18 protein-coding genes are annotated in these 18539 nt (G+C 71.2%); 13 read left to right on the forward strand and 5 right to left on the reverse strand.

All coding sequences use genetic code 11. The features are described from left to right. Window positions 1-7: 7 nt before the first annotated feature. Together K1T34_RS30285 and K1T34_RS30290 are read right to left on the reverse strand one after the other, a co-directional pair. Window positions 8-538 (reverse strand): hypothetical protein, encoded by a 531-nt coding sequence (locus K1T34_RS30285; protein WP_220238171.1) that lies wholly within the window; start codon window positions 536-538, stop codon window positions 8-10. Next, window positions 538-1302 (reverse strand): carboxylesterase, encoded by a 765-nt coding sequence (locus tag K1T34_RS30290; protein ID WP_220238172.1) that lies wholly within the window; start codon window positions 1300-1302, stop codon window positions 538-540. The genes K1T34_RS30285 and K1T34_RS30290 overlap by 1 nt, the downstream gene beginning before the upstream one ends. A gap of 219 nt (window positions 1303-1521) precedes the next feature. On the opposite strand from K1T34_RS30290, the gene K1T34_RS30295 reads away from it, so the two are divergent. The 3 genes from K1T34_RS30295 to K1T34_RS30305 are packed head-to-tail and all read left to right on the forward strand — an operon-like array spanning window position 1522 to window position 3786. Next, window positions 1522-2283, forward strand: a complete 762-nt coding sequence (locus K1T34_RS30295; RefSeq protein ID WP_220247491.1) for a 1-acyl-sn-glycerol-3-phosphate acyltransferase — start codon at window positions 1522-1524, stop codon at window positions 2281-2283. Between the two features lie 17 nt (window positions 2284-2300). Further along, on the forward strand, window positions 2301-2789 hold the full coding sequence (locus K1T34_RS30300; RefSeq protein ID WP_220238173.1) for a polyadenylate-specific 3'-exoribonuclease AS: 489 nt from the start codon (window positions 2301-2303) through the stop codon (window positions 2787-2789). Between the two features lie 25 nt (window positions 2790-2814). Further along, entirely contained in the window at window positions 2815-3786 is a 972-nt protein-coding gene (locus K1T34_RS30305; protein ID WP_220238174.1) for a S41 family peptidase, read from the forward strand. A 9-nt stretch (window positions 3787-3795) separates the two neighbouring features. Here K1T34_RS30305 and K1T34_RS30310 read toward each other — a convergent pair whose 3' ends face one another. Beyond that, entirely contained in the window at window positions 3796-4887 is a 1092-nt protein-coding gene (locus K1T34_RS30310) for a 3-deoxy-7-phosphoheptulonate synthase (RefSeq protein ID WP_220238175.1), read from the reverse strand. A gap of 293 nt (window positions 4888-5180) precedes the next feature. Here K1T34_RS30310 and K1T34_RS30315 point away from each other — a divergent pair, with 293 nt between their 5' ends. After that, window positions 5181-6206 carry a 6-phosphofructokinase gene (locus K1T34_RS30315; RefSeq protein ID WP_220238176.1) on the forward strand — a complete coding sequence of 342 codons (1026 nt, stop codon included), beginning with the start codon at window positions 5181-5183 and terminating at the stop codon, window positions 6204-6206. A gap of 104 nt (window positions 6207-6310) precedes the next feature. On the opposite strand, the gene K1T34_RS30320 is transcribed toward K1T34_RS30315, so the two are convergent. Continuing rightward, window positions 6311-7081: a group II truncated hemoglobin gene (locus tag K1T34_RS30320; RefSeq protein ID WP_220238177.1), complete on the reverse strand. Its 771-nt coding sequence runs from the start codon at window positions 7079-7081 to the stop codon at window positions 6311-6313. A gap of 70 nt (window positions 7082-7151) precedes the next feature. Here K1T34_RS30320 and K1T34_RS30325 point away from each other — a divergent pair, with 70 nt between their 5' ends. From K1T34_RS30325 to K1T34_RS30335, 3 genes are all read left to right on the forward strand, one after another. Next, complete coding sequence (locus K1T34_RS30325) at window positions 7152-7493, forward strand: helix-turn-helix domain-containing protein (protein ID WP_220238178.1); 342 nt, start codon at window positions 7152-7154, stop codon at window positions 7491-7493. Between the two features lie 272 nt (window positions 7494-7765). Next, window positions 7766-9007, forward strand: coding sequence for a glycoside hydrolase family 18 protein (locus K1T34_RS30330; RefSeq protein WP_220238179.1), 1242 nt, complete (start codon window positions 7766-7768; stop codon window positions 9005-9007). Window positions 9008-9163: 156 nt separating this feature from the next. After that, entirely contained in the window at window positions 9164-9829 is a 666-nt protein-coding gene (locus tag K1T34_RS30335) for a DUF2461 domain-containing protein (protein ID WP_220238180.1), read from the forward strand. A gap of 5 nt (window positions 9830-9834) precedes the next feature. Here K1T34_RS30335 and K1T34_RS30340 read toward each other — a convergent pair whose 3' ends face one another. After that, window positions 9835-10959, reverse strand: coding sequence for a hypothetical protein (locus K1T34_RS30340; RefSeq protein ID WP_220238181.1), 1125 nt, complete (start codon window positions 10957-10959; stop codon window positions 9835-9837). 100 nt (window positions 10960-11059) lie between these two features. Here K1T34_RS30340 and pyk point away from each other — a divergent pair, with 100 nt between their 5' ends. The 6 genes from pyk to K1T34_RS30370 all read left to right on the forward strand — a co-directional run bounded on the left by pyk (window position 11060) and on the right by K1T34_RS30370 (window position 18516). Then, on the forward strand, window positions 11060-12484 hold the full coding sequence (gene pyk / locus K1T34_RS30345; RefSeq protein ID WP_220238182.1) for a pyruvate kinase: 1425 nt from the start codon (window positions 11060-11062) through the stop codon (window positions 12482-12484). A gap of 36 nt (window positions 12485-12520) precedes the next feature. Then, a complete protein-coding gene (locus K1T34_RS30350; RefSeq protein ID WP_220238183.1) occupies window positions 12521-13417 on the forward strand; it encodes an acyl-CoA thioesterase II in 897 nt (298 codons plus the stop codon). Window positions 13418-13919: 502 nt separating this feature from the next. Beyond that, the gene (locus K1T34_RS30355; RefSeq protein ID WP_220238184.1) at window positions 13920-14822 is read left to right on the forward strand and encodes a helix-turn-helix transcriptional regulator; all 903 of its coding nucleotides are present in this window, start codon (window positions 13920-13922) and stop codon (window positions 14820-14822) included. A gap of 13 nt (window positions 14823-14835) precedes the next feature. Then, window positions 14836-15045, forward strand: coding sequence for a DUF397 domain-containing protein (locus tag K1T34_RS30360; RefSeq protein ID WP_220247492.1), 210 nt, complete (start codon window positions 14836-14838; stop codon window positions 15043-15045). 172 nt (window positions 15046-15217) lie between these two features. Beyond that, window positions 15218-15427, forward strand: coding sequence for a hypothetical protein (locus tag K1T34_RS30365; protein ID WP_220238185.1), 210 nt, complete (start codon window positions 15218-15220; stop codon window positions 15425-15427). A 71-nt stretch (window positions 15428-15498) separates the two neighbouring features. After that, complete coding sequence (locus K1T34_RS30370) at window positions 15499-18516, forward strand: helix-turn-helix transcriptional regulator (protein WP_220238186.1); 3018 nt, start codon at window positions 15499-15501, stop codon at window positions 18514-18516. Window positions 18517-18539: the final 23 nt, after the last annotated feature.

Consider the following 18539-nt stretch of genomic DNA (forward strand, 5'->3'; position numbering starts at 1 on the left):
CGCCCGGTCAGACCTGGGCGCCGTTGGTCGGGTCGGCACCCGGCGGCGGGCCCTGGCGCACCCGCAGCAGCAGGAGCGCGATGGCGGTGGCGAGCGCGAGGATCCCCAGCGGCGTCGCCAGCGCGGGCCCGACGCCGATCAGGTTCGGCACGATCAGCAGGAGCAGCCCCACCACGAAGAACAGCAGCACCACGAACGCGCCCTTGCGCGGACGCGGCAGCGGCGGGGGCTCCGGCGGCACGAAGTGCTCGTCGTCCTCGGCCGGGTCGTCGCTGAACATCGTGGCGTCCCACGTGGCGCCGCCGGTGCGCCAGTTGTCGGTCTCGGGCGCCTTCTCGGGCTTGTCGGGCTTCGTATCGGTCTTGGCAGCCGGCGGCGGGGCGGGGTCGCTCGCCTGCTCGCCCGCGGTGTCGTCGGCGAGCTCGAGAGCGTCCTCTTCGAGGAACAAACCCACACCCTCGGCGCGCAGGTCGGCCACGATCTCGGCGAACGTGGCGTCGACGTCCTCGGGTCCGTCCGTGCCTTTCCCCCGGGTCATCAGGCACCCACCTGTCCCGCCCGCAGCGACCGGGCGAAGTCGACACTGCGGCCGAAGATCAGTTCCGCGTCGTTGTCCTGCGTCGCGACGTGGAAGCTGTTCTCGAGCACCACCTCGGTCACGTCCGGGCTGGCGACGCCGGCCAGCACGATCCGCGAGTTCTCGGGCTCCACCACGTGGTCGACGGCGGAGTGCAGCAGCAGCACCGGCTGCGTGACCTTGCCCAGGTCGGCGCGCACGAGCTTCCACAGCCGCGCCAGGCTCGCGGCGGCGCGCACCGGCGTGCGTGGGTAGGCCAGCTCCGTCACCCCGGGTTTGGCGATGTCGTTGGCGATCGCGGGGATCGACGGGATCACGCGCGCGAGCAGCGGCAGCAGCTTCGCGTCGGCGCTCAGCCGCGTCACCGACGGGTTGACCAGCACGATCCCGGCGATCCGGTCGCCGAACTCCTCGGCGAGGCGCAGCGTGAGCGTGCCGCCCATCGACAAGCCGCCGACGAACACCGTGTCGTTCTCGGCCAGCAGGGCGAGCAGCTCCTCGCGGACGGCGCCGTACCAGTCCTCCCACGTGGTCCGGTTCAGGTCCTGCCAGCGCGTGCCGTGTCCGGGCAGCAGTGGGCAGCGCACGCTGAACCCGGCCGCGGCCAGGTGGTCGCCCCAGGCCCGCAGCCCGGCCGGCGTCCCGGTGAAGCCGTGGCACAGCAGGAACCCGGCCCCGGAGGAACCGGTGTGGGCGAACGGTTCCGCGCCGGCGAGCACGCCCATGACGAACGCCCTTCCGATCGAAGCGGTCTAGGTCTTCCATGCTCTCACGGTCGAGTGGTCTTGTGGGGCCCCGGCCGGTGCCCGGAACTGCCTGGTACCGCTGTGAGATCGATCGCTGCCACCCAGTAGCGGCTCGTCCCGCATTGTGCGCACACCGTCGGGTTTCGTAGGCTTGACCATTGGGAACGATCGTTGAGCCTCGGGAAGGACTGGCGCGCGGTGCTGTACTGGCTCATGAAGTTCGTCTTCATCGGACCACTGCTCAAGTTGCTGTGGCCGACGAAAGTAGTCGGCGCCGAGAACATCCCGGAGGACGGCGGCGCGATCCTCGCCGGCAACCACCTGGCGGTCGCCGACTCGTTCTTCATGCCGATCCGCGTGAAGCGCAAGGTCACGTTCCCGGCGAAGTCGGAGTATTTCACCGAGCCGGGCCTCAAGGGCCTGCTCAAGAAGTGGTTCTTCACCGGCGTCGGGCAGTTCCCCATCGACCGCTCCAGCGGCAACGCGGCGCAGGCTGCGCTCGACACCGCCATCCGGCTCGTGAAGCAGGGCCACCTGCTCGGCATCTACCCCGAGGGCACGCGCTCGCCCGACGGCCGCCTCTACAAGGGCAAGACCGGCGTCGCCCGCATCGCCCTGGAGTCGAAGGGCGTGGTCGTGCCCGTCGCCATGATCGGCACGGAGAAGGTCAACCCCATCGGCTCCAAGATGTGGTGGCCGCGCCGCCTCGAGATCCGCTTCGGCGCCCCGCTCGACTTCTCCCGCTACGACGGCCTGGCCGGTGACCGCTTCATCGAGCGCTCGATCACCGACGAGATCATGTACGCCCTGATGGAGCTCTCGGGCCAGGAGTACGTGGACATCTACGCGGCGAAGGCCAAGGAGCTGCTCGCCGCCGAGGCGTCCGGCGCCAAGCCGAAGGTCCCTGCACAGCCTTCGGGCCGCGACGCCGCCCGGGTGCCCGACAGCAAAGTCGGCTAGCCCACTAGGGTTCACCGGTGCGTTTCTTCTACGACACCGAGTTCATCGAGGACGGCGTGACGATCGACCTGGTTTCGATCGGTGTCGTCGACGAGCGCGGCCGCGAGTTCTACGCCGTGTCGACCGACTTCGACCCCGCCAAGGCGGGTCCGTGGGTGCGCGACAACGTGCTGCCGAAGCTGCCCTCGCCCGCGGACCGGGCCTGGCGCAGCCGCGAGAAGATCCGCGCCGACCTACTCGAGTTCTTCGGCAAGCCCCCGGGCGGCATCGAGCTGTGGGCCTGGTTCGCCGCCTACGACCACGTCGCCCTCGCCCAGCTGTGGGGCCCGATGCCCGCCCTGCCGCGCCAGCTGCCCCGCTTCACGCGAGACCTGCGCCAACGCTGGGAAGACGCGGGCAAACCCAAGCTGCCGTTGGCGCCCACGGATCAGCACGATGCGCTTGCCGACGCGAAACACAACCTGCAACGCTGGGAAGTGATCGAACCGGCGTTCCGGCGCCGCTGAGTTTTTCGCGACTGGGGGGTCGGAAATGCGCCGGATGCTTGCGGGTTTTGTGGTCTTGGTTCTCGTACTCGGCCTGGCCACCGCCGCGACGGTCCCTCGCCCCGATCCGGTGCGCGACTACCTGCTCACCGCGCTCGCGCTGCTTCGTGCTCACTCGATCGACCGGGACTCCGTCGACTGGCCTGCTGCCGAAGCCGATGCTCTGCGCCGGACGACCGGGGTGACGGCACCAGCTGGCACATACTCGGCGATCCGTAACGTGATCGCCGAGCTGGGCAACCCGCACACGATCCTGCTCGGCCCGACGCAGGCCCGCCCGCCCGCCGCGCACACCATCGAGGTGCCGAGCAGCTCGACCACCGGCGACCTGGCAGTGCTGACTGTTCCCCGGTTCGTTTTGGACCCGGTCGCCGAGCACCGGTACATCGCCGCAGGGGAAGCCGCAGTCCGCTCTGCCGACGCGAGCCGTCCGTGCGGCTGGATCGTGGACCTCCGCCGCAATGACGGTGGGGACATGTTCCCCATGCTCACGGTCCTCGCACCGCTGCTGGACGAAGGCAAGCTGTTCTCGTTCGAATGGCCTGGTGGCTCGCAGAGCGTGACCTTGCGGGCCGGCGAGGTCCTGGCCGGCGGCACACCCGTTGCGGCTGAAGCCAACCCGATGCGGCTGGCCCGCCAGCGGCCGCCGGTCGCCGTCCTCACCTCTGCCCAGACCGCCAGCTCAGGCGAGGCGACCCTCATCGCGTTCCGAGGGCTCGCTCGCGCCCGAACCTTCGGCCAGCCCACCGCGGGCTTCGCGACCGGCAACGAGGTCTTCCACCTGAGCGACGGCGCCGAACTGTTGATCACGACCGCGCGTGATGTCGACCGGACCGGCCGCGTCTACGGCAACACCCCGATCCAGCCCGACCACCCGCTGCCCGCGACCGCGACCACCGACGAGGTGATCGCGGCCGCGTCAGCGTGGCTGCACACCCAACCCGGCTGTACCCGCTGACCGAACCGCTCAGCGACGCGCTCGCACCGCACCCGCCATTGTGTCCAGCAGATCCGCCGTCGTGTCCCAATCCAGGCACGCGTCGGTGATCGACTGCCCGTACGTGAGCTCCGAAGCTTGCCCCAGCACCAGCTTCTGGGCGCCCGCCGTCAGGAAGCTCTCCATCATCAGCCCGACGATCCCGCGCTCACCCGCAGCAATCCGCGAGGCCAGCTCCAGCACGACCTCGCGGGAGCGGACGTGGTCCTTGTTGCTGTTGCCGTGGCTCGCGTCGATGATCACGCGCTCCGGCAGGCCGGACTTGGCGAGCCGGCCGAGCGTCTCGGTCACCGAGGCGGCGTCGTAGTTCGGGCCCTGCGAGCTGCCGCGCAGGATCACGTGGCAGTCGGGGTTGCCGGAGGTGGTCAGCAGCGCCGCGAGGCCGTCGACGTTGATGCCCGGGAACACGTGCGACGCGGCGGCCGCGCGCGTGGCGTCCACCGCCACCTGGATGTCGCCCTCCACCGAGTTCTTGATGCCCACCGGCATCGACAGCGCGCTGCACATCTGGCGGTGCACCTGGCTCGCGGCCGTGCGCGCGCCGATCGAGCCCCACGTGACGATGTCGGCGATGAACTGCGGCGTGATCGGGTCCAGGAACTCACAGCCCACCGGCAGGCCGAGCGCCGACACGTCGAGCAGCAGCTTGCGGGCCAGGCGCAGGCCCTTGTTCACGGCGAAGGTGCCGTCGAGGTCGGGGTCGTTGATCAGGCCCTTCCAGCCCAGCGTGGTGCGCGGCTTCTCGAAGTACACGCGCATCACGATGTGCAGGTCGCCGCGCAGCTCGTCGGCCTTGGCGGCCAGCTTGCGGGCGTACTCGATCGCGGCTTCGGGGTCGTGGACCGAGCACGGGCCCACGACCACGGCGAGGCGGTCGTCGCGGCCGTCGAGGATGTCGACGGTCTCGGTGCGCCCGGCGTGCACGACCTTCGCCACGGCGGCGTCCACGGGATGGTCTTCGCGCAGTAAGGCGGGGGAGATCAGCGGGCTGATCGACGTGGTGCGCTGGTTGTCGAGGGTGCTCGCGTCGGCGGGCCCGGCGGTCAGCTGCGGGGTGGTCACGGCGGGTGGTTCCTTCCTGGTGGACACCGACCCGCGGGAACTCGCCGAGCCGGTTTCGAATCCGGCTCGGGGGTGGGAAGTCAGCGCAGGTTCACGCGGCCGCACCCACCCGGGGCCGGCTTCGTAAACCAGAAATAGCGCTGCACGCCGATCAAGCTAGCACACGCGGCCACCATGTGGGCACGAGGACCGATTGGCCAGGTGGTACGCCCTGCACCGATCCAGACGATTGCCGCTACTCTGGCGTCGAAATGTGACTGCGATCTCCAACGTGACGAAGACGGAGGAAAGAGATGCGTGTCGGTGTGCTGACGGGTGGCGGTGACTGCCCGGGCCTGAACGCGGTGATCCGCGCGGTGGTCCGCAAGGGCATCGAGGTGCACGGCTGGGAGTTCACCGGCTTCCGCAACGGGTGGCAGGGGCCGCTCACGGGCGAGAGCAAGCCGCTCGGCCTGCGCGACGTCGAGGACATCCTCACGCGCGGCGGCACGATCCTGCGCTCGTCGCGGACCAACCCGTACAAGGTCGAGGGCGGCGTCGAGAAGATCAAGGCCGTGCTCGCCGAGCAGGAGATCGACGCGCTGATCGCGATCGGCGGCGAGGACACCCTCGGCGTCGCGAAGCGCCTGACCGACGACGGCATCGGCGTCGTCGGCGTGCCCAAGACGATCGACAACGACCTGGGCGCCACCGACTACACGTTCGGCTTCGACACCGCCGTCTCCATCGCGACCGAGGCGATCGACCGGCTGCACACCACGGCCGAGTCGCACCACCGCGCGCTGGTCGTGGAGGTCATGGGCCGCCACGCCGGCTGGATCGCCCTGCACTCCGGCCTGGCCGGCGGCGCGAGCGTGATCCTGGTGCCGGAGCGCCACTTCTCCGTCGACCAGGTCGTGGAGTGGGTCGAGCGCCGCTTCGAGAACGAATACGCGCCGATCATCGTCGTCGCCGAGGGCGCGCTGCCCGAGGGCGGCGAGGAGAAGCTGGTCGCGGGCGAGAAGGACGCCTTCGGGCACGTCCGCCTCGGCGGCATCGGCACCTGGCTGGCCGACGAGATCGCGCACCGAACCGGCAAGGAGTCGCGCGCGGTCGTGCTCGGCCACGTGCAGCGCGGCGGCACCCCGACCGCCTACGACCGCGTGCTCGCCACCCGCTTCGGCCTGCACGCCGTGGACGCGGTGGCCGACGGCGACTTCGGTGTAATGGTGGCGCTGAAGGGCACCGACATCGTGCGCGTGAAGCTGTCGGAGGCGACCGCCGAGCTGAAGACGGTGCCGCTGGAGCGTTACGAAGAGGCCGAAGTCTTCTTCGGCTGAGTTTCTTCCGCGCCGGGTGGGGCCGGCCCCACCCGGCGCGCGGGGAACCGGTTCCACTGTGGACAGTGTGGCGGACCGGCGGCTAACGGGCGCACGTGCGGCGTCTAGGAGGCGGGCGCCTGCCACGGCGGCATCGTCCAGTCCCAGTGCGGCACCGGTTCGTCCGTGGCCGGTTCGGCTCCGGGCGCCGAGAACAGCACGGCCAACCGGCTGCCCCATTCCAGGTACCCGGCGAACGCGGCGCGGAACTCCGGGTCGGCGGGCAGGCCGGTCTCGTCGGCGGCGTCGAGCAGCAGCGACACCCACCGGCGGCGCTGCTCCTCGGTGATCCCGCGGCCGAGGTGCCGGCCGATCATGTGCGGGTGCCCGCCGTGGTGGGCGGTGTAGTCCGCCGGGCCGCCGAGCACCTCGCCGAGCCAGACCGCGACGTGCTCGGCGTGGTGGGCGTCCATGCCGCGGAACACGGGTTCCAGCAGCGGGTCTTCGGGCACGTGGCGGTAGAAGACCTCGGTCAGGCGCCGGAGCGCGGGGCCGCCGCCGGCCCAGTCGTACAGCGTCGGCGGCCGGGCGCCGCCCTCGCCGGTGACGGCTGTCGGCTCGTAGTGGCGCATCTCGTCGAGGTCGCCGACGTAGTCGCGGATCGCCGCGAAGAACGGCGGGAAATGCGGGCTGCGGCGGAAGCCCTCGAGGTGTGCCTCGGCCGAGGTCCAACGGATCGCGAGCACATAGCGCGTAGGGTCTTCGACGCAGCGGCTGAGGTCGTAGCCGGCGCACTCGGGTGCCTTCGCGAGCGCGCCGGCCGCCTCGGCGTACGCGGCCTCGAACGCCGCCGCGCGGTCGGCCGGGATGGTGTAGCGCAGGTATTCCACAATCATCAGGCCAGCAGAGCGCACCTGGCTCGGCCGGGCAACCACTTACTTTCCGGTGCGTAGCGAGGAGGCCGTGATGGCGGGCAGGCGGTACTGGTGCCCGGTGGAGCTCACCGTCGACGTCATCGGCGGCCGGTGGAAGCCGGTGATCCTCGCGCACCTCAAGGAGGGTGTGCACCGCTACGGCGAGCTGCGCCGCCTGATGCCGGGCATCAGCGAAAAGATGCTCACCCAGCAGCTGCGCGAGCTGACCACCGACGGCCTCGTCCACCGCCAAGCCCTCGACGGCCGCGTCCCCCACGTCGAATACCGCCTCACCCCGGACGGCGAAGCCCTCGGCCCGGCGCTGACCGCCCTGTACGCCTGGGGCGAACGCCGCGCGGCGGCCACGGGGATCACGTTCGAGACACCTGCCTGACGCCTCCGGCCCGGTGCGCCGCACGGCCGCGCCGAGCCTCGGCACAAGCGGCGAGCGCCGCGCGGCCCCGAGCGCCTTGGGCCATCCGGGACCGCTCCGGCGCACCGTGACCAGGCCGACCTCGCCCCGCGGGTGATCGACATCAAGCGACCGAATTGTCCGGTTGATTCCCTGGACTGGACCATTGACCAAATGGTCTAGTCCACTTACGGTGTGAGAGTCCCCACTGTCCCCGTTCGGTCACCTGGTGTGACTCCCCGAAGGGAGCCGGCATGCCCCGTCCGCGCAGGAAGAGCTTCTTGGCGCTCGTCAGCCTGGCCAGCGCCGCACTCGCCGCAGCGGCTGTGGCCGCGCCCGTGTCCACGGCGGCCACGACGGCCACAGAGTCGGCCGCCGCCCCGCAGGCCTCTGTCGGGAAGGTGGTCGGCTACTTCACCGACTGGGGTGTGTACGACCGCAACTACCACGTGAAGAACATCGAGACCTCCGGCTCCGCCGCGAAGCTCACCCACATCAACTACGCGTTCGGCAACGTCACCAACGGCGGCTGCGCCATAGGCGACGCCTACGCGGACTACCAGAAGACCTACGACGCGGCGGGCAGCGTCGACGGCGTCGCCGACACCTGGGACCAGCCGCTGGCGGGCAGCTTCAACCAGCTGAAGAAGCTGAAGGCCAAGCACCCCGGCCTCAAGGTGATCTGGTCGTTCGGCGGCTGGAGCTGGTCGGGCGGCTTCGGCCAGGCCGCGCAGAACCCCGCCGCGTTCGCGAACTCCTGCTACAACCTCGTGAACGACCCGCGCTGGGCCGGCCTGTTCGACGGCATCGACCTCGACTGGGAGTACCCCAACGCCTGTGGCCTGAGCTGCGACACCAGCGGCGCGGCGGCGTTCAAGAACCTGATGGCGGCCGTGCGCGCCAAGTTCGGCTCGTCGAAGCTCGTCACGGCGGCGATCACCGCCGACGGGACCAACGGCGGCAAGATCGACGCCGCCGACTACGCGGGCGCCGCGCAGTACGTGAACTGGTACAACGTGATGACCTACGACTACTTCGGCGCGTTCGCGGCGCAGGGCCCGACGGCTCCGCACTCGCCGCTGACCTCGTACGCCGGCATCCCCACCGCCGGCTTCTACTCCGACGCGGCCATCCAGAAGCTCAAGAGCAAGGGCGTGCCCGCGTCGAAGCTGTTGCTGGGCATCGGGTTCTACGGCCGCGGCTGGACCGGCGTCACGCAGAGCGCGCCCGGCGGTTCCGCCACGGGTCCGGCGCCCGGCAAGTACGAGCAGGGCATCGAGGACTACAAGATCCTGAAGTCGAGCTGCCCGTCGACCGGCACCGTCGCCGGCACGGCGTACGCGAAGTGCGGTTCGAACTGGTGGAGCTACGACACCCCGAGCACCATCGGCGGCAAGATCAGCTACGCCAAGCAGCAGGGCCTCGGCGGCGCCATGGTGTGGGAGCTGTCCGGCGACACGTCCAACGGCGAGCTGATGACGGCCGTCGCGAAGTGACCGCTTCCGGTGCGGCCGGCGGCGCAGGGGCGCGCCGGCCGCACCGGGTCCCCAGGCACACCGACCCCGCCGGAGCCGCTCCGGCGGGGTCTCCCGCGTTCGGCGAAGAAGCGTCCGGCGGAGAAACTGTCGGTGGCGCGGATTATCGTGCTCGGCGTGAAGTTCACGGGATTCGGTGAGTACGCCGTCGATTTCTACGACGGGCTCGAGGCCGACAACTCCAAGTCCTACTGGGACGAACACGTCGCGACCTACAAGTCCGACGTACGCGAGCCGATGGAGGCGCTGCTCAAGGAGCTGGAGCCGGAGTTCGGCGAGGGCTTCGGCGAGGGCAAGGTGTTCCGGCCTTACCGCGACGTGCGCTTCGCGAAGGACAAGACCCCGTACAAGACGCACTGCGGCGGCGTCATCGAGGCGGGCCGCGGCGGCGGCGCCTACTACGTCGAGCTGAGCCCTGGGGGCCTGCGCGTGGGCGGCGGCTGCTTCCACTTCGCGTCCGACCAGATCGCGCGCTTCCGCACGGCCGTCGACACCGAGCTGCACGGCCCCGTGCTGGAACAGATCCTGGCCAAGCTGAAGCGCGCCGGCTTCGACATCCACGGTGACCGCCTCAAGTCCCGTCCCCGCGGCTTCGCCGAGGACCACCCGCGCCTCGACCTGCTGCGCTACCGATCCGTCTACGCCGCCCGCTCGTGGGAACCCGCCGACTTCCTTCACGAGCGCGAGGCCTTCGACCGCGTCCGCAAGTCCTGGCGCCAGCTGCGCGCCTTCAACGAGTGGGCACGCGACCACGTCGGGCCGAGCGAACAGCCGCGCCGCTAGGGCCGTCAGCGGGGGAGCGGGTATCGCCAGACCCTGCTCCCCGAATCCGTGGTCGTGGCCAGGAGCAGGTCGGGGCCGTCCGCGATCAACGCCAGCGACTGGGCCGCCTCGGGCAGCGGCAGTTCCGCGAAGTCCTCGCACCGCTGCCCGACGCGCCAGAGCCGCGGCCGGCCGTCGACCTTCACCGCCACGTCGAGCCGGCCGGACGAGTCGAGCGTCAGGCCGGTCACCTCCAGCAGCTGCGACGCGGGGATCACCGGGCCGCCGGCGGACGCCGTCCACGAAGGACTCGAAGGACTCGACTGCCAGCAGGCCAGGCGCTGTTCACTGGTCGCGCCGACGGCCGCGCAGTCCAAGGCCGAGCACGTCACGCGCCACACCGTGGCCGAGCCGGCCGGGGACGGCAGCGAAACCCGCGTCCACGCCGAACCGTCGGCCGACGTCCACGCCACCGGCCGTACAGAGAGCCCCGACCGCGCGTCGCCGACCGCCACATAACCCGGCCCGCCGCCCGCCGCGGCCAGCACGCGGGTCTGGTCGTCGGCGGTGCTGAGCAGTGCCGGGTCCTCGCGCAACGCCCACGAAGCGCCGTCCGCTGAGGTCCAGACCGCCGCGCCGACGCCGCCGGCCCGGTGGTCCCACTGACCCGTCAGCACGTACCCCGCCGGACCGGCCGCGGCCCCGGAGGTGGTCACCGCCCGCTCGCCACCGAGAAGCTCCACAGGCTGTTCGTGCTCGGTCAGCCCGCCGGCCACCGATCCCGTCCAGATCGTCGGGCGCGGGTTGGTGTGCGCGCCGCCGTACGCGGAGCCCAGCGCGAGCAGCCGGGAACCCGACGCGGCCGGCAGTGTCAGCTCCGCCTGCCGCCCGTAGCCCGTCGCCGGGTGGACCGGCACCGGCGTCCACGGCGCCCCGGACGGACCGCCGAACCACGCCGCGGGGGCCCGTCCGGCGGGTCCCGGCACCGAGCCGGTCATGACGATTCCCGATGAAGCCGGGACGAATCCCAGTACGCGCGTACCGGAAACGGGCAGGTCAACGAGCCGCCACGGTGGCTGCGGCGGCGTGGAACACGCCCCGACCAGGGCGAACGCCGCGATCGCGAGCGCGAGCCGCCGAACCGCCGTCATACTTACGGAGGTTAGTCATCTGAATGGTTTCTGAACACTTCCTCCGAACTTTCGGTATCGGTACAGACGTGAAGGGGATGAGCGACTACTGTCATCGAACGTGAGCCGACGCGCGAAGATCGTTTGTACGCTGGGTCCCGCGACCTCCACTCCGGAGAAGATGCGGGCACTCGTCGACGCCGGAATGGACGTCGCGAGGATGAACTTCAGCCACGGAAGCCACAGCGACCACAAGCAGGTCTACGACCTGGTCCGGGCCGCTGCGGCCGAGAGTGGCCGGGCGGTGGGCATTCTCGGCGACCTCCAGGGTCCGAAGATCCGCTTGGGCACCTTCGCCAGCGGCTCGGCCGAGTGGCACACGGGCGACGTCGTCCGCATCACCGTCGAGGACGTGGTGGGCACGCACGACCGTGTCTCGACCACCTACAAGGGCCTCGCGAAGGACGCCAAGCCGGGCGACCGCCTCCTGGTGGACGACGGCAAGGTCGGCCTCGTGGTCACGGGCGTCGAGGGCCAGGACGTGGTCTGCGAGGTCACCGAAGGCGGCCCCGTCAGCAACAACAAGGGCGTCTCGCTCCCGGGCATGGACGTCTCCGTCCCGGCGCTGAGCGAAAAGGACATCGAGGACCTCGAGTTCGCGCTGCACCTGGGCGTCGACTTCATCGCGCTGTCCTTCGTGCGTTCGCCGGCCGACATCGACCTGGTGCACCAGGTCATGGACCGCGTCGGCAAGGGCCGGCTGCCGGTCGTCGCGAAGATCGAGAAGCCCGAGGCCGTCTACAACCTCGAGGCGATCGTGCTGGCCTTCGACGCGGTGATGGTCGCCCGCGGCGACCTCGGCGTCGAGCTGCCGCTGGAGCAGGTGCCGCTGGTCCAGAAGCGCGCCATCCAGATCTGCCGCGAGAACGCGAAGCCGGTCATCGTCGCGACGCAGATGCTCGAGTCGATGATCAACAACTCCCGGCCGACTCGCGCCGAGGCCTCCGACGTGGCCAACGCGGTGCTCGACGGCACCGACGCCGTGATGCTCTCGGGCGAGACCAGCGTCGGGCGCTACCCGATCGAGACGGTGCAGACGATGGGCCGCATCGTCGAGGCGGTCGAGACCGACTCGCCGGTCGTCCCGCCGCTCACGCACGTCCCGCGCACCAAGCGCGGCGTGATCTCCTACGCCGCCCGCGACATCGGCGAGCGGCTCAACGCCAAGGCGCTCGTCGCGTTCACCCAGTCCGGTGACACCGTGCGCCGCCTGGCCCGCTTGCACACGCGGCTGCCGCTGATGGCGTTCACGCCGGAGGACTGCGTGCGCAGCCAGCTGTCGATGACGTGGGGCACGGTGACCACGATCGTGCCGCGGGTCGACTCCACCGACCAGATGATCCAGCAGGTCGACCTCGCGATGCTGCAGATGGGCAAGTACCAGCGCGGCGACCTCGTGGTGATCGTGGCCGGCTCCCCGCCCGGGACCGTCGGCTCCACGAACCTGATCCACGTGCACCGCCTCGGTGAAGACGACCACGCATAAGGGACGAGGTTCATGCCGACCGAATAGGGTTCGGGCATGACCGATATCGCCAGGACCGCCGCCGCCGGGCTCGACGAGGCCGCCGGCGGCGGGCAGGCGGTGCTCGACCGGCTCGTCGATCTCCTCGACCTGGAGAAGGTGGAGGAGGACTTCTACCGCGGGGTTTCGCCCGCGCACTCCCCGGTCCGCGTGTTCGGCGGCCAGGTCGCCGGGCAGGCCCTGGTGGCGGCCGGGCGTACCGTGCCCGAGGACCGGCGCGTGCACTCGCTGCACGCCTACTTCATCCGCGGCGGCGACCCGAGCGTGCCGATCCTCTACGAGGTGGACCGCATCCGCGACGGCCGCTCGTTCACCACGCGCCGCGTCACGGCCATCCAGCACGGCAAGGCGATCTTCGCGCTGTCCGCCTCGTTCCAGAAGGACGAGCAGGGCCTCGAGCACGGCGAGCCGATGCCCGACGTGCCCGACCCCGAGACGCTGCCGACGTTCCAGGAGCGCACGGCCGGCTTCGGCCTGCGCTTCACCGAGCGCCCGCGTCCCATCGACGTGCGCTACGTCGGCGAACCGCCGTGGATCACGCGCGCCACCGGCGAGCGACCGGCGAGCAACCGCGTGTGGATGCGTGCCGACGGCACGCTGCCCGCCGACCAGCTGCTGCACGTCTGCGTGCTCACCTACGCCTCCGACATGACCTTGCTCGACTCGATCCTCGCGCGCCACGGCGTGTACTGGGACGTCGACAAGGTCCTCGGCGCGAGCCTGGACCACGCGCTGTGGTTCCACCGGCCCTTCCGTGCCGACGAGTGGTTCCTCTACGACAGCACCTCGCCGAGCGCGTCGGGCGCGCGCGGACTGGCCACGGGCCGCTTCTTCGCGCAGGACGGCACGCACATCGCCACGGTCGTCCAGGAAGGACTGCTGCGCGTCCTGTGAGGACGGTCGCGGCCCGGTTCTACTGAGAGTGTGTCGCTGAGTGGGGTGTGCGGAATCAACCACACTTCCGGGTGGCGGTAAATGCGAAATGCGTAGCCGGGTAATCGCCGGAGTGTGCCTCGGATGGTCTGCCGACAACTGACAACCGAAGGTGAAGGTGCCCGGGACCGGTCGGGGGCGGCCCCGGGCACCTGCCGCCGGAAACGCCCGCACACTCGGTGTCAGTTTCCGGCTGGTCGTCGTCTACGCTGCTCAGGAACCCGAACCGATCATGACGGCCGGCTCGACCGGCACGGCGTGACCGGTTCCGGCTCACACGGGTGTCAGAGTACAAGCGCAATCTGCAAATTGCAGGCCGGAGCCCCGCCGCGAAGGCGGGAATTCCGAAGTGTTAATACCCCACTGACTAGTCGGACGGCTGGTTAGATATGCGGTGCGGGCAGCGTTGGTCAGCGTTGGTCTACGGTGCGCGCACCGCGTAACACGATCCGGAGGTGCTGTCGTGGCGAGAGGCCAAGGACCCACCGTTCGCCGCCGGAGGCTCGCGAGCGAGCTGAGGCGGCTCCGGGAAGCCGCCGACTTCACCATCGACGAGGTGGGCGAGAAGCTCGAGTGCTCCGCCTCGAAGGTGAGCCGCATCGAGACCGGGCACGTCGGCGTCACCCCGCGCGACGCCCGGGACATGCTCGCGCTCTACGGGATCACCGGTGACGAGCAGGAGGCGCTCGTCCAGCTGGCCCGCGAGGCGCGCAAGCGCGGCTGGTGGCACGCGTACAACGAGGTGTTCACCGGCACTTTCGTAGGCCTGGAGGCCGACGCGACCTCGCTGCGCGCATTCCAAGCGCTGCTCGTGCCGGGCCTGCTGCAGACCGAGCGCTACGCCCACGCAGTGATAAGAGCGCTGCGGCCCGACGCCGAGGACGCCGCGATCCGGCGTCGCGTGGCCGCGCGCATGGCGCGCCAGGAGCTGCTGAGCGACACGCCGCCGCCGGAGTACTGGGCGGTGGTCGACGAGGCCGTGCTGCACCGCGTGGTCGACAGCCCCGAGGTGATGGCCGAGCAGCTCTACCGCATGGCCGCGGTCGCCGAGAAGCCCAACGTGACCGTCCAGGTGGTCCCCTTCGGAGCCGGTGCGCACCCCGGCATGGAAGGCCCGTTCCTCATCATGGGGTTCCCCGAGCAGGCCGACCCCGATGTCGTCTACGTCGACGACAGCACGTCCAGCGGCCTGTACCTCGAACAACCCGAAGACGTCCGGCGCTACGCGCTGATGTTCGACCACCTGCGCGCTGCCGCACTGAAACCGGACGACTCGGTCGACTTGATCACCGAGGCGGCCGGCCGGTTCGCCGAACGGTCAACCGCGCCGGCTGCAGTGCACCACCTGGAACCGAGGACACAGTGAGGAAGTGGGGAACATGATGCCGGACGCGGATCTTTCCCGGGCCACCTGGCGCAAGAGCAGCCACAGCGGCGGCGGCAACGACTGCGTCGAGATCGCGTTCGTCGGCGGCGACGCCGCGGTGCGCGACTCGAAGGACCCCGAAGGGGGTGCTTTCCGCCTCCCCGCTTCGGGTTGGCGGGGGCTCCTGGCGGCGGTGCGCGCCGGCGGCCAGGCCCGCGACTGACGTTCCACCCGGCGACCCCTTACCCCGCCGACCTGCTCTTCGCCGGTCGGTGCCTCGGGTAAGGGGTCGTTTGGCGTCCAGGACGGGGTGATCGCCCGATGCCGGCGGCCCCGCCTCAGGACGACTGTGAGTGTCACGTAAGAAGGCACTCGCAGAGGATGGGGAAGAAGCGATGAGTTACCAGCTCCTGGACGCGATGAGCGCCGAGGTGGCCTACCGCGAGGAGCAGCTGCGGAAGGCCGGGCGCGACGCGCGGATGACCAAGCAGAGCCGCGTCGTGCGGTGGCTGCGGGCCCACCGGGTGACCAGCGTGACCGTGCCGGCGCAGGAACGCCGCACGGCCGCGCAGGTGGCCTCCCGCGCCGATCACCTGGCGCGGTGAACAACCGGTTCGCCGAGGGTGTCACGCCCTCGGCGAAAAGCATGGCGGAACTGTCGGTGGGGTAGGACAGAATGCTCCTCGTGCCCCGCTTAGGCTCCGGAATCCCGCTGGTCGCCCGCACTCACGAGATGCGGCGGCTTCGCGCCGCCTTCGCTCGCGCGGAGCGGCGCGAGGCCGGCGCCGTGCTGATCGCGGGCGACGCGGGCGTCGGCAAGACCCGGCTGCTCACCGCGCTCGGTGAGCACGTCGCGGCGAACGGTGCGCTGGTGCTCACCGGCCGCTGCATCGACGTGCGCGACGGCGGTCTGCCGTACCTGCCGTTCGCGGAGGCGCTGGCGCCGCTGGGCTCGTCGGGGGATCCGGTGGTCGCCGCCGCGGTGCGGTCGCGGCCGGCGCTCGCGCGGCTGCTGCCGCAGAGCGGGGAGCCCCAGCCGATGGGACCGGGGGAACACGGCCAGGTGTCGGCCAGCGAGCGCGAGGTCATGCGCCGGCCGCGACCGGAACAGGACCTGGGTCAGCTCCAGCTGTTCGACGCGGTACTGGGGGTGCTGACCGAGGTCGCCGAGTCGCGGCCGGTGGTGATCCTGCTCGAGGACCTGCACTGGGCCGACTCTTCGACGCGCAACCTGCTGTCCTTCCTGGCCAGCAGGTTGCGCGCGCAGCGGCTGCTGGTCGTGGGCAGCTACCGCGAAGAAGACGTGCACCGGCGCCACCCGCTGCGAGGGCTGCTGTCGGAGCTGGTGCGCCTGGCCACGGTGGAGCAGGTCGCGCTGGCGCCGTTCGGGCCCGCCGACGCGCGGGCGTTCGTGGAGGCGCTGGCCGACGAGCCGCTGCCGGCCGACGTGGTGGCCGACATCGTCGCGCGGTCGGAAGGCAACCCGTTCTTCGTGGAAGAGCTGCTGGCCACGGATGCCGACTGCCGGGACCTGCCCGCAGGGCTCGCCGAGGTGCTGCTCGCCCGGCTCGAACGGTTCCCCGCGGAGACGCGGCGCGTGCTGCGGGTGATCTCCGTGGCCAACGAACCGGTGTCGCACGCCGCGCTGGCGGAGATCGCGGCCATCGGCGAGCTGGAGCTCGACGAGGCGCTGCGCGAGGCCGTGCAGCACCACGTGCTCGTGATCGAGGACGGCTCGTATGTGTTCCGCCACGCGTTGCTGCAGGAAGCGGTGTACGCGGATCTGCTGCCGGGGGAGCGCAACCGCACGCACGCGGCGTACGCGGCCCGCATCCGCGCGATCCCGCAGGGGCGCGGGCACGACGCCAAGCTGGCGTTCCACAGTCTCGAAAGCCGCGACTTCGTCACGGCGCTGCCAGCGCTGCTGAGCGCGATGGCGGAGGCGGAGAAGCTGGGCGCACCAGGGGCGGCCCTGCGGCACGCCGAACAGGCACTGTCCATCTGGGACGCGGTGGCCGTCGCGGACCGGCCCGAGGGCGTCGACGAGCTGAAGCTGCTTCACGAGGCTTCGTACTTCGCGGGCACGTCGGGGGAACCGGAGCGGGCGGCGGCCTACGCGCGCTCGGCCACGGAGCTGCTCGGACCCGACGCCCCGACGCTGCGGTCGGCCAAGGTGTGGCGCCGGCTGGCCGAAGCGTTGCTGGCGCTGGAAGGCACGCTCGACGAGGCGACGCTGGCCGTCGACCGGGCGTGGGAGCTGGTGAAGGACAGCGAGCCGAGCGCCACGCGGGCGTGGGTGCTCGCCACGCGAGCGGGGTTCCTGCGGCTGCTCGACCAGCCGGGCGAGGCGCTGGACAACGCGCTTACGTCGGTGTCCGACGCGCGAGCCGTCGGCGCGGTCGGAGCCGAGGCGTCGGGGCTCATCACGCTGGGCACGCTGGCCGACTCGGCGGGCGACGCGGCGCTCGCGCGGGAACGGCTGCGCCAGGGCATCCGCAAGGCGCGCGACTCCGAGGCCCTCAACGTCGAGCTGCGCGGCCTGTACTTCCTCGCCCTGAGCTACGACGACCAGGCCGAGATGGCCGAAGCCCTCACCCACGTGGCCAATGGGGTGGAGCGCGCGGAGGAGTCGGGGCTCACGTGGAGCTCGTTCGGGCTCGAGCTGCGCGCGCGGCAGCTCTACCTGCGCTACCTCAGCGGCGACTGGCCCGCGGAGGACGCGGCCGGGCGCGCGGCGCGCGGGGTGTCGAGCGCGGTCGCCGCCCGGATCCTCGCCAACTGGGTGCTGTTCCTCGTCGCGCGCGGCCGGTTCGACGACGCCGCGCGCCTCCTGCCCGGGCTGCGCCAGCAGTGGGCGGCCGACATCCAGATCGCCCTCTCGGCGGGCGACGCGGCCATCGAGCTCGCGACCTGGCGCGGCGATCACACCGAAGCCGTGCGCGTCACCGAGGAACTGTTGGCGTGGCTGGAGAAGATCGAGCCCTGGCTGCTCGGCGGCATCCGGATCGTCGCGCTCGGCATGACCTCGGTCGCCGCCCTCGCCGCCGACGCCCGCCTGCACGGCGACCAGCGCACCGCCGAGAACCTGGTGTCCGTCGGCCGCCGCCTGCTGGAACACGGCCGGCGCACCGCCGTCGAGGGCAGCCCGCGCTCCGGCACCCTCGGGCCCGAAGGCCACGCCTGGCTCGCCCGCCTGGAAGCCGCCGCCTCCGGCCTCGAAGGCCCCGCCGACCCGGTGCTGTGGTCCGCCGCCGCCACCGCCTTCGACTACGGCGCGGTCTACGAGCAAGCCATGTGCCGCCACTTCGAGGCCCAGGCCCTGCTCGCCCACGGCCGGCCCGCCGAAGAGGCCCTGACCTCCGCTCACACCGTCGCGTCCGCCCTCGGCGCGCTGCCCCTGCGCGACGCCGTGCGCGACCTGGCCCACCGCGCCCGCACCGACCTGCCCGGCGTCACCCCGGCCGCCGCGCCCACCCGCCCCAACCCCCTGACCGACCGCGAACGCGACGTCCTCGAACGCGTTGCCCTCGGCCGCACCAACCGCCAGGTCGGGGAGGAGCTCTACATCAGCGAGAAGACGGTCTCCGTCCACCTCTCCCGCGTCATGGCCAAACTGGGGGCCAGCCGCCGCGCCGAAGCCGTCGCCATCGCCTACGACCGCGGCCTGCTCACGACCCCGGCCACGAAAGACTGAGCCGCGGCGCCCGGACGGTTTTG

The sequence above is a fragment of the Amycolatopsis sp. DSM 110486 genome (genome assembly GCF_019468465.1).
GTDB lineage: Bacteria > Actinomycetota > Actinomycetes > Mycobacteriales > Pseudonocardiaceae > Amycolatopsis.

What these genes read in the sequence shown, in the direction of transcription:
- K1T34_RS30285 (WP_220238171.1), bottom strand. Translation starts at nt 538, where the DNA reads ATGACCCGGGGGAAAGGCACGGACGGACCCGAGGACGTCGACGCCACG.
- K1T34_RS30290 (WP_220238172.1), bottom strand. Translation starts at nt 1,302, where the DNA reads ATGGGCGTGCTCGCCGGCGCGGAACCGTTCGCCCACACCGGTTCCTCC.
- K1T34_RS30305 (WP_220238174.1), top strand. Translation starts at nt 2,815, where the DNA reads ATGCGCCGGATGCTTGCGGGTTTTGTGGTCTTGGTTCTCGTACTCGGC.
- K1T34_RS30315 (WP_220238176.1), top strand. Translation starts at nt 5,181, where the DNA reads ATGCGTGTCGGTGTGCTGACGGGTGGCGGTGACTGCCCGGGCCTGAAC.
- K1T34_RS30320 (WP_220238177.1), bottom strand. Translation starts at nt 7,081, where the DNA reads ATGATTGTGGAATACCTGCGCTACACCATCCCGGCCGACCGCGCGGCG.
- K1T34_RS30325 (WP_220238178.1), top strand. Translation starts at nt 7,152, where the DNA reads ATGGCGGGCAGGCGGTACTGGTGCCCGGTGGAGCTCACCGTCGACGTC.
- K1T34_RS30330 (WP_220238179.1), top strand. Translation starts at nt 7,766, where the DNA reads ATGCCCCGTCCGCGCAGGAAGAGCTTCTTGGCGCTCGTCAGCCTGGCC.
- K1T34_RS30340 (WP_220238181.1), bottom strand. Translation starts at nt 10,959, where the DNA reads ATGACGGCGGTTCGGCGGCTCGCGCTCGCGATCGCGGCGTTCGCCCTG.
- K1T34_RS30350 (WP_220238183.1), top strand. Translation starts at nt 12,521, where the DNA reads ATGACCGATATCGCCAGGACCGCCGCCGCCGGGCTCGACGAGGCCGCC.
- K1T34_RS30360 (WP_220247492.1), top strand. Translation starts at nt 14,836, where the DNA reads ATGATGCCGGACGCGGATCTTTCCCGGGCCACCTGGCGCAAGAGCAGC.
- K1T34_RS30365 (WP_220238185.1), top strand. Translation starts at nt 15,218, where the DNA reads ATGAGTTACCAGCTCCTGGACGCGATGAGCGCCGAGGTGGCCTACCGC.
- K1T34_RS30370 (WP_220238186.1), top strand. Translation starts at nt 15,499, where the DNA reads ATGCTCCTCGTGCCCCGCTTAGGCTCCGGAATCCCGCTGGTCGCCCGC.